This is a genomic window from Xanthomonas hydrangeae (genome assembly GCF_032697525.1).
GTDB classification, from domain to species: Bacteria; Pseudomonadota; Gammaproteobacteria; order Xanthomonadales; family Xanthomonadaceae; genus Xanthomonas; species Xanthomonas hydrangeae.
Genome location: NZ_CP103836.1, coordinates 4,513,955 through 4,529,578 on the forward strand (window position 1 = coordinate 4,513,955; position 15,624 = coordinate 4,529,578).

Annotated in this window: 11 protein-coding genes; all 11 read right to left on the reverse strand. The window is 67.0% G+C overall.

Annotated features, from left to right (window positions below; all coding sequences use genetic code 11):
• Positions 1-449: 449 nt before the first annotated feature.
• Positions 450-2,522 carry a flagellar biosynthesis protein FlhA gene (flhA, locus tag NYR97_RS19040; protein WP_316698358.1) on the reverse strand — a complete coding sequence of 691 codons (2,073 nt, stop codon included), beginning with the start codon at positions 2,520-2,522 and terminating at the stop codon, positions 450-452.
• A 17-nt stretch (positions 2,523-2,539) separates the two neighbouring features.
• Complete coding sequence (flhB, locus tag NYR97_RS19045; RefSeq protein ID WP_316695278.1) at positions 2,540-3,670, reverse strand: flagellar biosynthesis protein FlhB; 1,131 nt, start codon at positions 3,668-3,670, stop codon at positions 2,540-2,542.
• 286 nt (positions 3,671-3,956) lie between these two features.
• The gene (locus NYR97_RS19050) at positions 3,957-5,537 is read right to left on the reverse strand and encodes a putative bifunctional diguanylate cyclase/phosphodiesterase (protein ID WP_316698360.1); all 1,581 of its coding nucleotides are present in this window, start codon (positions 5,535-5,537) and stop codon (positions 3,957-3,959) included.
• Between the two features lie 56 nt (positions 5,538-5,593).
• Positions 5,594-8,515 carry a ligand-binding sensor domain-containing diguanylate cyclase gene (locus tag NYR97_RS19055; protein WP_316698362.1) on the reverse strand — a complete coding sequence of 974 codons (2,922 nt, stop codon included), beginning with the start codon at positions 8,513-8,515 and terminating at the stop codon, positions 5,594-5,596.
• A gap of 290 nt (positions 8,516-8,805) precedes the next feature.
• Positions 8,806-11,754 carry a ligand-binding sensor domain-containing diguanylate cyclase gene (locus NYR97_RS19060; protein ID WP_316695279.1) on the reverse strand — a complete coding sequence of 983 codons (2,949 nt, stop codon included), beginning with the start codon at positions 11,752-11,754 and terminating at the stop codon, positions 8,806-8,808.
• A gap of 107 nt (positions 11,755-11,861) precedes the next feature.
• Positions 11,862-12,653 carry a flagellar biosynthetic protein FliR gene (gene fliR / locus NYR97_RS19065; protein ID WP_205391545.1) on the reverse strand — a complete coding sequence of 264 codons (792 nt, stop codon included), beginning with the start codon at positions 12,651-12,653 and terminating at the stop codon, positions 11,862-11,864.
• 13 nt (positions 12,654-12,666) lie between these two features.
• On the reverse strand, positions 12,667-12,936 hold the full coding sequence (locus NYR97_RS19070; protein ID WP_005917968.1) for a flagellar biosynthetic protein FliQ: 270 nt from the start codon (positions 12,934-12,936) through the stop codon (positions 12,667-12,669).
• 90 nt (positions 12,937-13,026) lie between these two features.
• A complete protein-coding gene (fliP, locus tag NYR97_RS19075) occupies positions 13,027-13,866 on the reverse strand; it encodes a flagellar type III secretion system pore protein FliP (protein ID WP_006449775.1) in 840 nt (279 codons plus the stop codon).
• A 1-nt stretch (position 13,867) separates the two neighbouring features.
• Positions 13,868-14,275: a flagellar biosynthetic protein FliO gene (fliO, locus tag NYR97_RS19080; protein WP_006449776.1), complete on the reverse strand. Its 408-nt coding sequence runs from the start codon at positions 14,273-14,275 to the stop codon at positions 13,868-13,870.
• A complete protein-coding gene (gene fliN, locus NYR97_RS19085; protein WP_316695284.1) occupies positions 14,272-14,610 on the reverse strand; it encodes a flagellar motor switch protein FliN in 339 nt (112 codons plus the stop codon). Before fliN ends, fliO begins: the two co-directional genes overlap by 4 nt.
• Complete coding sequence (fliM, locus tag NYR97_RS19090; RefSeq protein WP_023903929.1) at positions 14,607-15,620, reverse strand: flagellar motor switch protein FliM; 1,014 nt, start codon at positions 15,618-15,620, stop codon at positions 14,607-14,609. Before fliM ends, fliN begins: the two co-directional genes overlap by 4 nt.
• Positions 15,621-15,624: the final 4 nt, after the last annotated feature.

The following is a 15,624-nucleotide window of genomic DNA, read 5'->3' on the forward strand; positions in this document are numbered from 1 at the left end:
GCTGTGCGATCGGCCCGGCTGCAAGATTCCAAGTCACTGGTTTGATTGACTTTTCTCTAGGGGCGCAATGCGTTGGCATCCACTGTGCGGGTGGATGCGCTGGCGGGTGGGAGGTCGAGCCTGGAGCGCCTGGAAAGCCTCAAAACGGCTGGCGTCGTGCAATCGATTGGAGGTTTGGACGAGTGGCGGCTTTCCGACGCGGTGGTCGGTCGCCTGTCTGCAGCGAGAGGGCCGGGCGCGGGTGGGTTCGTAGGAGCGCCCTTGGGCGCGAGGGGCCGTCCCGGTAAAGCCCTCGCGCCCAGGTGCGCTCCTACAGGTGTCGGCGACCTTGCCTGGTCCGCAGCATGTCGTCGGATTGTCCGGCGTGTTGTAGGAGCGCCCTTGGGCGCGACGGGCCGTCCCGGTAGAGCCCGTCGCGCCCAAGGGCGCTCCTACGAGGTGCGTCAGCCTCAGCTGATCGTGCCGACCAGCTTCAGGCGCTTGTCTTCCGGTACTTCGCTGTACGCCAGTACCGACAGGGTCGGCACGCTGTGGCGGACCAGGCGGGCCAGCGCGGCGCGGACCTGGCCGGGTACCAGTACCACCGCCGGTTCGTTGCGGGCTTCCTGCTTGCCGACGCAATCGGCCAGGCTCTGGTGCAAGCGCTCGGCCAGGCCGGGTTCCAGCGCCACGCCGTTGCCGTGGGTGGATTCCTGCAGCACGCGCTCCAGCTGCGGAGCCAGCGTGTAGACCGGCAGCTCGGCCGACATGCCGGCTATCTCCTGCACGATGAAACGGCCCAGCGAGGTGCGTACCGCGGCGGTGAGGGTGGTGGGGTCCTGGCTGTGCGGGGCGTGTTCGACCAGCGCTTCGACGATCTTGCGCAGCTGGCGTACCGGGATGCGTTCGATCAGCAGGTTCTGCAGCACCCGCACCACCACCGACAGCGGCAGCGCCTTCGGGGTGAGGTCCTCGACCATCTTCGGCGCGGTCTTGGCCAGGGTCGCCAGAAGCTGCTGTACTTCCTCGTGGCCGAGCAGTTCCGGGGCGTGTTCGCGGATCAGGTGCGACAGATGGGTAGCGACCACGGTGGCCGGGTCGACGACCGTGTAGCCCATCGATTCGGCGTAGGCGCGTTGATGCGGCTGGATCCAGGTGGCGTCCAGGCCGAACGCCGGGTCCTTGCCGGGAATGCCGTCGAGCTGGCCGAGTGCGCCGCCCGGGTCCAGTGCCAGTTCGCGATCGGGATAGATTTCCGCAGTGGCCACCGGTACGCCGTGTACCAACAAGCGGTAGGCGTTGGCCGACAGCTCCAGGTTGTCGCGGATATGCACCGGCGGCACCAGAAAGCCGATGTCCTGGGTGAGCTTGCGGCGCACGCCCTTGATGCGCGCCATCAATTCGCCGCCCTGGTTCTTGTCCACCAGCGGGATCAGCCGGTAGCCCACTTCCAGGCCCAGCGGGTCGATCGGGCGCAGCTCGTCCCAGCTCAGTTCCGAACTGGCCTGGGCGGCGGTGGCCGCCGCAGCGGCCTTCGGGTCGGTGGCCGGATCGCCGGTGGGCGGGATGACCAGGCTGCGCTTGTACATTTTCCAGGCGATCACGCCCAGGATCAGGCCGAGCGTCAAAAACGCGACGTTCGGCATGCCCGGCACCAGGCCGACCAGGCCCAGGATGGCCGCAGCCACCGCAAGGGCGCGGTGCTGGCCGAACACCTGGCTGATCATGGCCCCGCGCATGTCCTGCGCACGCGAGGCGCGGGTGACCAGCAAGGCCACCGAGGACGACACCAGCAAGGCCGGTAGCTGCGCCACCAAACCGTCACCGATGGACAGCAGGGTGTAGGTGGAGGCGGCATCCACAAAGCTCATGCCGTGCTGGAACATGCCCACCGCCATGCCGCCGATGAGGTTGATGAACAAAATCATGATGGCGGCGATGGCGTCGCCGCGGATGAACTTGTTGGCACCGTCCATCGCGCCGTAGAAGTCGGCTTCCTCGCGCACTTCTTCGCGGCGGGCCTTGGCTTCCTCGCGCGTCAGCAAACCGGCGTTGAGGTCGGCGTCGATGGCCATCTGCTTGCCGGGCATGGCGTCCAGGATGAAGCGCGCGGTCACTTCCGACACGCGCCCGGCACCCTTGGTGATGACCACGAAGTTGATGATGGTCAGGATCGCGAACACCACGATGCCCACCGCGTAATTGCCGCCGATGACGAACTGGCCGAACGCCTCAATGACCTTGCCGGCCGCAGCGTGGCCGTCCTGGCCGTTGATCAGGATCACGCGGCTGGAAGCGACGTTCAGCGCCAGGCGCAGCATCGTGGTCATCAACAGCACGATCGGGAAAATGGTGAATTCCAGCGGGCGCTGCACGTAGATCACCGCCAGCAGCACCATCAGCGAGATGGCGATGTTGAAGGTGAACAAGGCATCCAGCACCGGTGCGGCCAGCGGCACCATCAGCATGGCCAGCATGGCCATCAGCGCCAGCGGGGCGCCCAGGCCGTTGCGCAGCAACTCCATGACGCGGCGGGCGTTCATCGGGGCGGGTTGGGCGCTCATGCGCTGGCTCCCTTGCCGAACTCATCCACTTCGAGGGAAGGCAATTCCGGCATCGGGCCGCCGTTCCAGCCACGCAACTGGTAGACGTAGGACAGCACCTGGGCCACGACCGAATAGAGTCTCACGGGAATTTCCTTGCCGATTTGCGCTTCTCTATACAAGGCGCGTGCCAAAGGCGGGGCGGTGACGATCGCCACCCGGTGCTGTTCGCAGGCTTCTCGGATGCGGAAGGCCATTTCGTCCACGCCCTTGGCCACCACGATCGGGGCGCGCATCTTGCCGCCCTCGTACTTGAGCGCCACCGCGTAGTGGGTCGGATTCATCAGCACCACGTCGGCCTTGGGCACCGCTTCCATCATCTGGCGCTGCGACATCTGCATCTGCATCTGGCGGATGCGGCCCTTGACCTCCGGGCTGCCCTCGCTTTCCTTCATCTCGCGCTTGATCTCTTCGCGGGTCATCTTGAGCTTCCGCAGCCAGTTCCACTTCTGGTACGGCGCATCGATGGCGGCCAGCAGCACCAAGGCCCCGGCGGTGTAGAACAGCAGGCTCTTGGTGAAGTCCAGGCCGTTGCCCACGGCCTGTTCCAGCGGCTGGTTCACCAGCGAGCGCAGGCCGTGCAGGCCCTTGGAGATGCACAGGCTGGCGGCCAGCCCGACGAACAGCAGCCTCAGCACCGACTTGACCAGCTCGGCCAGGCTGTTGCTGCCCCACATGCGCTTGATCCCGTTGGCCGGGTTGAGCTTGGTGAGGTCGGGCATGATCGCCTTGCCGGAAAAATGCAGCCCGCTCATCAGCAGCGGGCCGGCCAGGCCGGCGGCCAGGCAGATGCCGATCAGCGGCACCATTACCCAGAGCAGTTGCAGCAGCAGATCGCCGAAGTGGCCGAACAGCGCCATCGGGTTTTCACGCATTTTCGGGTCCGGGCTGAGCGCGGTCTTCATCCAGACGCTGGCGCCGTCGCCGATGCCGCGGGCCAGGGCCATCAGCGCGAACACGCCGGCACCGAACACCGCAGCGGTGGACAACTCGCGCGACTGCGGGATGTTGCCCTGCTCGCGGGCTTCGCGCAGGCGTTTTTCGGTGGGAAGCTCTGTACGTTCGCCGCCGTCTTCGGACTCGGACATGGAGGTGCCGGTGACTTGTCAGCCCTGGCTCATGCAAGCAGCGTTCCAGTTGGTGGGGCTGGGATTGGGGAGTCGGGAATCGGAATTGGGGATTCGGATTAGGGAATCGGGACGCAGCGGCCGCGCGTGGAGCCGCTGGCGGGGTCCTGTAGTTGGGTGGTTAGCGGGGAGGCCGCAGGTCGGGAATCGGGCGCGAGGGCTGACCAACTGCAGGCTGGTGCTCGGCTCGGTTGGCGGGTCGTTGAGCGTGGATGCCGGTCTACGGTCGTTTTTTGATGCTTTTTGCTCAGCTGGCCTGGCGGCGCACGCCATCGCGCTGGGCGACCACCGTGGCGATAAAGCGCTCTGCGTCCATCGGCCGGCCCAGCAGATAGCCCTGCAGCTGGTCGCAGCCCAGCCGTTCCAGGGTGTTGCGCTGGGCGGTGGTCTCCACGCCCTCGGCCACTACCTGCAGGCGCATGGTGTGGGCCAGCGCCACGACGGCCGCGACGATGGCGATGTCTTCGGGGCAGGTGTCCATCGCCTGCACGAAGCTGCGATCGATCTTGAGTTCGTGTGCGGGCAGCTTGCGCAGGTAGAGCAGGTTGGAATAGCCGGTGCCGAAATCGTCGATGGCGATGCGCACGCCCAGCGCGTTGAGCTGGGCGAGCGTGCGCAGGCAGGCATCGGCATCGCGCATGGTCATGGTTTCGGTGATTTCCAGGGTGAGCTGGCCGGGCGAAATCATATGCTCGGCCAGGGTGGTGGCTACTTCGTCCAGCAGGCTGGGCGAGGCCAACTGCGTGGCCGAGAGGTTCACCGCCACCCGCCAGTCGCCATGCCCGGCCTCGCGCCAGGCGCGTATCTGCCGGCAGGCCTGCTGCAGCACCCAGCTGCCGAGCGGGCCGATCATGCCGCTGCGTTCGGCCAGCGGGATGAAGCTGTCCGGCGGCACCAGGCCGCGTTCGGGATGCTGCCAGCGGATCAGCGCCTCGGCGCCGATCGGGCGGCCATCCTCGGCGCAGTATTTGGGTTGGTAATGCAGCACGAACTGGCCCAGCTCCAGCGCGCGCGGCAGGTCCTGCAGCAGCTGCAGGCGCTCGCGGGTGGTGCCGGTCATCGAACGCTCGAAGAAGCTGTAGCGGTTGCGCCCGGCCTGTTTGGCGTGGCGCATCGCCGCATCGGCATGGGTCATCAGTTGATGCTCGCTGCCGGCGTCGTCCGGTCCGGCATCTTCGGGATATAGCGCAATGCCGACGCTGCTGCTCAGGCGCAGCTCCTGGTCGCCGACCAGGAACGGCACCGCCAGCGCCTGCAGCAGATGCGCGGCGATCGCGGCGGCGTCCTCGGGGTCGGCGATGTCGGACACCAGCGCGAACTCGTCGGCGCCCAGCCGCGCCAGGCTGCCGTTGGCGCGGCGGTGCGCGCTCATACGCCCGGCCACCGCCACCAGCAGCTGGTCGCCGAACTGATGCCCGTAGCCGTCGTTGACCGCCTTGAAGCCATCCAGATTGATCAGCATCACCGCAAAGCGCTGCCCGTCGCGCTGGGCGCGGTCGATGCTCTGCAGCACGTGTTCGTGCAGCAGCACGCGGTTGGGCAGGCGGGTGAGCGGGTCGTGCAGCGCGGCCAGCACCAGCTCGGCATTGGCCTGCGCCAGCGATTGCGCCAGCACATCGGTGCGCTGCTGGAAGCGCCGCGACAGCACCGAGATCACCAGCGCCAACACCAGCAAGGCCAGCGTCACCACCACCACTACCGCGGTCAGCCATGACAACGGCAACTGTGCGCCGGTTGTGGCGACGCAGAGACTCGCTGGCGCGAGATGCGCGGCAGCCTTGCCGTCGGCTGGGATGCAGTACGCACGCATGCACGGCGGTTGCGGCATATCGCGCACATCGGCCCGGCAGCCGTTCGCGGCACTGGGGTGGTGGGAGTGACTGCTCATGCCACCGACGACGCAGGCTCCTCCGGTTCGATGCGATTGCGTCCGTACCGCTTGGCCCGGTACAGCGCCTCGTCGGCGCGCGCCAGCAGCGTGGCCGCCGTGTCGCCGATCCGGAACCAGGCCACACCGACCGAACAGGTTACCGGCAGCGGGCGGGCGGCGCCCACTTCGTACGGGGCCACGCTGAGTTTTTCGTGGATGGCGCGCAGCCGGTGCTGGCTGTGTTGCGACATGCCCGGCAGCAACAGCAGCAACTCTTCGCCGCCGTAACGGCCCACGCGGTCCGAATCGCGCAGGCAGGCGGTCAGCCGCGCGCCGACCTTGGCCAGCACCGCATCGCCGACCAGATGCCCATGTTCGTCGTTGACCAGCTTGAAGTGGTCCAGGTCGATCAGCACCACCGCCAACGGATGCGCACCGTGGGCGCAGGCCTGCAGTTCTTCGGCCATCGCCTCGAGCACGCCGGAGCGATTGAGCAGGCCGGTCAGCGCGTCGTGGCTGGCCTTCAGTGCCAGCGCAGCGCGGGCGCTTTCCAGCTCGCGTTTTTCGCGCTCCAGCTGATAGGTGCGCTCGGCGACCAGCTCGGCGAGCATGCGCTCGCGCGCGACCAGATGACGGTGCCGCCAGCGCCACAAACCGGCCAGCAGGGCGCTGCCGATCAGCAGATACAGCGCGATTGCCGGCGGGCTGCGCCACCACAGCGGTGCCACCGCGAACGGCAGGTCGGCGATCGGCGAGGTGGTGCGTCGGTAGCGGTCCAGCAGCTGCACCTGCAGGCGGAAATGCCCGGACGGCAGCGGCGGTTGGTCGATCGACAGCGTGTCGCTCTGGATCCATTCGTTGTGCAGACCGAGCAGGCGATAGCGCACCGTGAGCCGGCTGGGATCGTCGTAGACCTCCATGCTGGACAGCTCGATATGCAATGGTCTGTCGCTCCAGCCGAGCAACTGACCGCGCTGCACCGGCACCCCACCGCGGCTGACGCTGTCGATACGCACGCTGGGCTGGCGCTGGTCGAACAGGCGCGCCGGGTCGCGCAGATGGCTCACCCCGCGCGCGGTGCCGATCCACACCGAGCCATCGGGATCTTCGGCAAACGCCGCTTCGGACACGTCGTCCCACAACAGCCCCTGCGACTGCGACAGATGCGCCCAATGCTCGCCGTCGTAGACCTCCACGCCGCGTGCGTGACCCACCCAGACCCGGCCGACACTGTCGCCGCGCAACAGGTACACGCTGACGTCGGCGAGCGCTTCATCGCTGACCGCCTGCAGATCCACTTCTTCGTCCAGCAACAGGCCGTGCCATAGCCCGGCGCGATAGAACGCCAGCCACACTTCGCCGCTGTCGCTGATATGGAATTTGCTGATCCACGGGTCGGAGGCGCCGCCATTGACCTTTACCTTCACCTTCGACCAGCGCGCGCCCTGCAGCCGGAACAGGCCATTGGCGCTGGAGACCCACAACGTGCCGTCGGCAGTCTGCTGGATATCGGTGTAGGCGATGGCCGGCATCTGGCTGACCATCTGCAGCGTGCCGCCGTCCAGCGGCCGTTCGAGCGCAAACAGGCCACCGGCAGTGAGCACCCACAGCCGGCCCTGGCGGTCGATGATCAGACGCCGCCCGGTACGCGGAAGTTTGGCGACCTCGGCGCTGCGCCCATCCGGCCAGTTGCGGCGCACGAAGCCGGCCGAGTTCAGCGTCCACAGGCTGCCGTCGGCGCTGCGCGCCATACCCACCACCTGAATGCCGGAGGCGAGCAGCGCGGGCACGAAGCGTGCGTTGGGGTTGGCCTGGCGGCCCACGCCATGTTCGTTGCCGACCAGCAGCGCGCCCTGCGCATCGCGGGCGATCGACCAGGTCGGCGCCACTGGCATGCCTTGCGAGGCGTCCCAGTTCTCGATCCACTCGTAGCCGGCCCAGCGCACCAGGCCTTCGCCGTCCACGGTCATCCAGATGTCGCCGTCGCGGTCCACCACGATGGCATCGCTGCTGCCCGGCGGCAGCCCGTTCTCGGTGCCGAAACTGCGCCACTGGCCGTTTTCCCAGCGCACCAGTCCGTCGTTGCGGCGCACCAGCACCCGTCCCTCGCGGTCGAGCACCAGCGGCGCCTGCTGCCCGACGGTGCTGCCATCCAGCAACGGCAGCGGCCGCACGCTGAAGGTGGCCGCGCCCGGTGCGCGGTAGAGCAGGGTGCCGGTGCCACGTACCCACAATGCGCCGTCGTGGTCGCGCAGCACGCTGTACCAGCGATCTTCCGGCACGCCTTGCTCGGGCCCGTACACCTGCACCTTGCGCTGCGCATCGATGGCGCATAGCCGCTTGGCACAGCCGGCCCACAAGGTGTCGCCATCCACCGACAGGCTCAACACCTTGGATAACTCGGGCACGCGCACGCGGGTGGCGGTATCCAGCAGCGGCTCGCTATGCCAGCGGCCGTTGCCGCGTGCACTCAGCCGCTCCAGCGTGCCGCCGTTTGCCAGCACCGTGCCCCACGGCGGACTGGCCAGCAGCATGCCTTCCTGCAGATGCTCGGCCTCGTACGGCGCCAGTCTGCGGAAGCCGTGTTCGTTGCCGACGAACAGCGTCTGGAAGCCGGCCACCCACAATGTACCGTCGGCGGTTTCGGTCATCGAGCTGATCGATTCGTTGCGCAGGCCATCCAGCACCACCTGCTGAAAACTGCGTCCATTGAAGCGATACAGGCCGCTTTCGGTGCACACCCACAGCAACGTGGCGCGGGTCTGCAGCAGGCAGGTACCGGCCAGCCCGAGCAGGCCCTGGTCATGGGCGTAGCGGCGAATGCTCGCGCTCTGCGCGCCGGCCAGATCGGCCAACGACAGCAACGCCAGCAGCAGCACCGCGGCAAACGGCGCGCGCCGGCTCGACGACCTCCACTGGCGGTACTCACACCCCACGAGCGTTGCACTCTCCCACGCGTCGGCAGGTGTGGTCCGCGCCTTGCGCGGGTGTCTCACGCTTGCCATGGGCGGCCCCCATAGTAGGCCGCAGTAAACCGACTAACGGCTGTTCACGCGTGTTTCTTTAATACGCGCAGCAACACGATGGCGTGATTGCCACCCGGCAGTCGATTGCATGCGAGCTCGACAGGCGCTGGTATCGGTTTGCCGGCAGCGTAGTCGAATCGGGTTGTGCGTTCACTGGAACGCCGCTTTCGATGTATTTCAAGGCGCTTCGGCGCTAACGCTCAACTGTCGGCGGCGTGCTCAGGCGCGGTGTGGTCGTAGTCGATGCGATTGCGTCCACTGCGTTTGGCGCGATACAGCGCTGCGTCGGCGCGCGCCAGCAACTGTTCTAGGGTTTCGCCCGGCTGAAACCAGGCCACGCCGATCGAGCAGGTCACCGCCAGCACGCTGCCGTCGATCGGGTAATCGCCACAGATGCCGCGATGCAAGGCCTGCAAGCGATGCGTGGAGTCGGGATTCAGACCGGGCAGCAGCGCCAGCAATTCCTCGCCACCGTAGCGTCCGATCCGGTCGTCGCCGCGCACCAACGTATCCAGGCGCCGGCCGACCTCGGCCAGCACCGCATCGCCGGCCAGATGGCCGTGTTGGTCGTTGACCAGCTTGAAGTGATCCAGATCGATCAGCACCACCGCCAACGGCTGCGCCTGGACCGTGGCACGCGCCAGCATGCCGCGCAGCGCGTGCAAGATGCCGGCGCGATTGAGCAGGCCGGTCAGCTCGTCGTGGGTGGCCTTGAGCGCCAGTTCGGCGCGCGCGACTTCCAGCTCGCGCTTGTCCTGCTCCAGCTCGGCGGTGCGTTCGGCCACCAGTTGCTCCAGCTCGCGTTTGCGCCGCAGCAGTTTGCGCGTGCGCCAGCGCAGCAGCACGATCACGGCCGCGATGCCCAGCAGCACGTAGCCGATCAATGCGGGAATGCCACGCCACCACGGCGGATGCAGCACAAAACGAAAGCGCGTGATCGGGCTGCCACTGCGTTGATAGGCATCCAGCACCTGCACTTCCAGCGTGTAGGTACCGGGCGGCAGCAGCGGATAGGTCAGGTGGCTGAGCGAGGTGGTGGTCCAGCGCGCCTGATGGCCTTCCATCCGGTAGCGGAAGCTGATCCGGTCGGCGCCGCCTTCCACGCCGGGCGTGGCCAGATCGATATCCAGCGGAATGTCGGACCACTCCAGCGCCGCCCCGGCGCGTACCGTCTCGGTGCCGCGCCGCACGTGCGCGATCTCCACCTGCAGCGGTTGTGCGGCAAACAACCGCTGCGGGTCGAGCAAGTGGCTCAGTCCGCGGCTGCTGCCGATCCACAGGCTGCCGTCGTCGTCTTCCAGAAACGCGTTGGACGACAGGTCGTCCCACAGCAGACCCTCGCTGCGCGTAATGCGCGACCAGCGGCCTTGCTGATACAGATCCAGCCCATGGCTGCTGCCGACCCACAGCCGGCCCTTGCGGTCGTGGCGCAGGATGAAGGGCATCACCTTGGAGATCAGCGGGTCGTCGACCGTCTGCACCGACATACCGCCGTCGGCCTGCAGGCGACCGTGCCAGAGCCCGGCCTCGCGTAGCGACAGCCAGATTTCCCCGTCCGGTGCGAAATCGATCTGAAACATGTCCTGGCTGGGCAGCGAGCCGCGCACCGGCACGCGCACCCACTGCGCGCCCTCGCGGCGATACAGCCCGTCGCTGGTCGCCGCCCACAGCCGCCCCTGGCGGTCGACATCGATGTCGCCGACAAACTTGCCTTGCAGTGCCGGCTCGAAGTTCAGCGCATAGGGCGGGGTGGTCTGACCGCGTGCCAGCCCGCGCGGGGTCGAGATCCAGACCGAACCGGCGTTGTCGAACAACAGCTTGTAGCCCGGCCTGGGCATGTCCATCACCACGCGGGTCAGCCCGGTGTGCGGATCGCGCCGGGCAATGGCGCCGGAAAAGTACGACACCCAGGCCGCGCCATCCGGTGCCACCGCAAGGCTGAGCGTTTGCGACAACGGCTTGCCGTTTTCCAGCAACCACGGCTGGGCGCGCTGGGCATGCCGGGGCAGCAGGGCGGCGCCGCCATCTGCACCAACCGCCAGCATGCCGTTGGGCAGGCGCTGCATCGCCCAGGTCGGCGCCGATGGCATGCCTTGCGGCTCGGTCAGATGCTCGATGCTGCCGTAGCCGAGCAGGCGTTGCACCCCAAGCCCACGCGTGCCGATCCACAAGGTGCCGTTGCTCTGCAACAGCAGTGGGCCGACCATGGCATCCAGCTGCAGGCCCTGGTCGGGGCCGATGTCGTGCCAATGGGTGCCGTCCCAGCGCACCAGGCCATGATCGGAGCGGGTCAGCATGCGCCCGCGCGCATCCTCCACCATGGTGGTGGCACCGGACATGGTGCTGAAGCTGCTGTGCGCGCTGGCCGGATGGGTTTGGAAGCGGCGTGCGCCCGGCTCGCGCGACACGATGGCGCCGCCGCCACGCAGCCACAGCCGACCGCCGCGTTCGCGAAAGATCACCCGCCAGCGGCGCGCTGGCACGCCATCGGCTTCGGAGAGGGATTCGACCACCTTGCCGGCTGCATCTAACCGGCAGACGCCAGCGCCGCACGACGCCCACAGAAACTGCCCATCGGCCAGCAGGGTGCTGCCCGGTGGCTGCAGGATTCCATCGGGCGTACGCAGCGGCAGCGGTTGCACCTGCCATTGCTTGCCCGCGCCCGGCGTCACCGCCAGCAGCGCCCCTGCGCTGATCACCGCGACCCCATCGCGGTAGGCGGCGATCACATTGCCGGCATCGGCGCGAATGCGCTTGCCCTCGCGCAGCACCTGGACGAACTGCTCGCCGTCGCGCACGAACACGCCATTGGCGGTGGCCACCCACAGGCGCCCGGCGCTATCCAGCGTCAGGCCGCGGGTGAAGCGCGCGTCCAGGCCCTGATCCTGGCCGACGGCAATGAAGCGCTCGCGCTCGAACCGGTGCAACGCCAGTTCGGTGGCTACCCACACCACACCGCGGCGATCCTCGACCAGCCCGGTGATGGTCATGCCCTGCAGGCCATCGGCCTGGGCGTAATCGCGGATGCTGTAACTCTGCGCCTGCACGCTCGCGATACTGGCCAGGCCTGTCACAAGCAGGCAGAGCCATGCCCATGGCGCAATGCTGCGCACGGCAGGACGGGCGAACAGCGCAGACACGTTGGGCATCGGTTCCCGCAGGCGTGGCAATGAGAATGTGATGACTGGCGATTGGCGCCGTCAGAGATCCTGTGGCGTTGACGGCTTGCCGGCCAAAAACTTGAGGCAGTTCACACTTACGTCGTCAATGCTCTGGCGGCGTCGAACGCAGTGTCGAACATGCGTTGCACGGGCGGCGCGAATTCGCTGGCGAAGCTGGACAGCAGAAACAGGCCCAGCAGCACCGTCAGTGGCAGGCCCAACTGCATCGGATTCAGTGCCGGCGCCGCCTTGGCCAATGCGCCGAACGCCAGGTTGACCGCCAGCATCGCCACCATCATCGGCAACGCCAAGGTGAGCCCGCCGCGCAGGATCTGCAGGAACAGCGTCGGCGCCACTTCGGCAAAGGCGGCCGCATCCGGCACTGCGGTGCCGATCGGCAGGGCCTTGTAGCTGTCCACCAACAGCGAGATCACCGCTAGGTGTCCGTTGGCCGCGAAGAACAGCAGCCCGAACCCGATGTAGAACCACTGTGCGATCACGCCGGAGGTCACCCCGCGCAGCGGATCGGACATCTGCGCAAACGACAGACCAGTGGATTGCGACACCAGCTCGCCGGCCAACGCGCCGGCCTCGAAGATCAGCTTGAGCATGAAGCCCATGCTCGCGCCCACCGCCAGCTCGCGTGCCACGCTGAGCACCGCCTGCGCGGTAAAGCCATCCCACTCCGGTACCGGCGGCAGCAGTGGCGCCAGCACCATCGACAAGGTGCCGGCCAGCATCACCCGCACCCGCCCGGGCACCGCACGCGTGCCGATCAACGGCATCGCGGTCAGCAACGCGCCCGTGCGCAGCATCGTCCACATGATCGCCCCGACCATCGCAAACGCGCGCTGGCCGTCGATCACCATCTGGGTGGCGGCATCCATCCGGTCTGGCCTGCTAACCGATCAGATGCGGAATGCGCTGGAACAGCGCAATGGTGAACTCCACCAGATGCCCCAGCAGCATGCTGCCGGTGGCAAACAAGGTCGCTGTCAATGCGACAGCTTTGGCGACGAAGGCGATGGTCGGTTCGTTCAACTGGGTGGCCGCCTGCACCACACCAATCACCACGCCGACCACCAGCACCGCCAGCAACATCGGCCCGGCAATCCACAGGACGGTGACCAGGCCACCACGCAATTCAGTCAGGGCGATTTCAGGGCTCATGGAGTGGGCTGATGCAAGTGGGGGGCCAGAAGGCCGGGATCGGGGGATTGGGGATTGGGAAATGCATGAACGAAAAGCCAGGTCACGCGGCTACGACGCGTTGAAGCTCGCTGCCAGCGTGCCCACCACCAGCACCCACCCATCCACCAGGATGAACAGCAAAATCTTGAACGGCGCCGAGATCAACATCGGCGACAGCATCATCATGCCCATCGACATCAGCACGCTGGCGACCACCAGGTCGATGATCACGAACGGAATGAAGATCAGAAAGCCGATCTCGAACGCGGTCTTCAGCTCGCTGGTCACGAACGAGGCCACCAGCACCGGGAACGGCACTGCATCCGGGCCGGCATACTTGCCGTCGCCGGCCATGCCGGCAAAGGTCATCAGATCGGTCTCGCGGATCTGCGCCAGCATGAAGGCGCGCAGCGGCTGGGTGGTGAGCGTCCAGGCGGTGGAGAAATCGATCTGGTTGTTGAGGTACGGCGACAGGCCGGCGCCCCACATCTTCTGCCACACCGGCATCATCACCAGCGCGGTCAGGAACATCGACAGGCCCAGCAGCACCTGATTGGACGGGGTCTGGCCGGTACCCAGCGCCTGGCGCAGCAGGCCCAGCACGATGGTGATGCGGGTGAAGGCGGTCAGCACCAGCAGCATCGACGGCAGCAGGGTGATCGCCGTCATCAGCAGCAAGGTCTGCAGCGGCAGGCTCACCGGCTGGTCGCCGATGCGGCCGACGCTCACGTTCGGCAACGAAGGCAACTGATTGGCGCCGGCTGGAGCGGGCGCCGCAGCGGGAGCGGCTGCCTGGGCCATCGCCGGCAAGGCGGCCGGTGCGGCGGCGGCCAGCAGCGGGCAGCTCATCACCAGCAGGATCAGGATCAGGCGCAGGCTGCGCCCCCAGCGATTCCAACGACTGAACATGTCACGGGTCCTTGCGCAGCTTCTGTGCCAGCAGCTGGGCGAAATTGGGGAGTTGCTTGAAGTTGGGCAGGGTGGGGGCCGGGGTGGGCGGCAGCGGTTCGGGCAGGGTGTGCAAGGTGCTGATGCCGCCGGCGGTGACGCCCAACAGCAATTGCTGGCCGTTCACCTCCACCACCACCACGCGTTCCTTGGCACCGACTGCCAGGCTGGTCACCACGCGCAGGCCCTCGGTATTGCGGAAACCGCTGCCGGGCAGGCGCTTGAGCAACCAGCCCAGGCCGACGATCAGCGCGAGCACCAGCAGCAATGCAAAGACCGCGCCAAACAGGCTGGGCGAGGACGGCGCCTGCGCGCCGACCTGGCTGGCCTTGGCCGCGACCGGCGCGGCAGTGGCCAGCAAGCCGATCACCGCAGCCTCCGGATCCGTTCGCTGGGGCTGACCACGTCGGTCAGGCGGATGCCGAAGCGGTCGTTGATGACGACCACTTCGCCGTGCGCGATCAAGGTGCCGTTGACGTACACGTCCAGCGGTTCGCCGGCGCCGCGCTCCAGTTCCACCACCGAGCCCTGGTTGAGCTGCAGCAGGTTGCGGATCGGGATGCGCGCGCGGCCCACTTCCAGCGACAGCGTCACCGGCACGTCCAGGATGACGTCCAGGTTGAGGTCGGTGGCATTGAGGTCGCGCTCGGGCTGCAGGCTGTCGAAGGTGGCGGGCGCGGCGTCGAGGATTTCGGAGTTGATCATTTGCTGGGGTCCTGGGATGGAACGGCACGCGGGGCTTGCACGCCGGGCGGGCGTACGGCGGTGATCTTGACGGCGTTGTTGCCATTGGAAACGCCGAATTCGCCGGTGAACAACGGGATTTCTTCCACGCACAGCGGCACCTGTGCAGGCAGGTCGATCGGCAGGATGTCGCCGATTTTCAACCCGGTGAGCTGGCGCAGACTCATGCGCTTGCTGGCCAGCACGCTGGACAGGGTCACCTCGGCGGTATCCAGCTGCTCGCGCAGCATCACGTTCCAGGAGTCGTCGCGGTCGTTGCGGTCGCTCTGGATGCCGGCATCGAGCAATTCGCGGATCGGCTCCAGCATCGAATACGGCAGGGTGATGTGGATCTCGCCGCCGCCGCCTTCCAGCTCCACATGGAAGCGGCACACCACCACGTACTCGCGCGGGGTGACGATGTTGGCGAAGTGCGGGTTGATCTCCGAGTTGATGTACTCGAAGTCCACTTCCATCACCGGCGCCCAGGCTTCCTTCAGATCGGCGAAGGTCTGCTTGAGCATCAGCTGCACCACGCGCATCTCGGTGGCGGTGAATTCGCGCCCTTCGATCCGGGTGTGGTAACGGCCGTCGCCACCGAAGAAGTTGTCCACCACGGTGAACACCAGCGTGGGTTCGAACACGATCAGACCGGTACCGCGCAGCGGTTTGAAGCGGATCAGGTTGAGGTTGGTCGGCACGTACAGCGAGTGCATGTACTCGTTGAACTTGACCAGGTCGATGCCGCGCACCGACAGGTCGGCCGAGCGCCGGATCAGGTTGAACAGGCCGATGCGCCACAGCCGCGCGAAGCGCTCGTTGACCATCTCCAGGGTCGGCATGCGCCCACGGATGATGCGGTCCTGGCTGGACAGGTCGTACTGGCGCGCCTCGCCGGGCAACGGCTCCGGCTCGGTGTTGACCACGCCCGAATCCACGCCGTGCAGCAGGGCATCGATTTCATCCTGGGAAAGCAGATCGCTGACGCTCATGGGG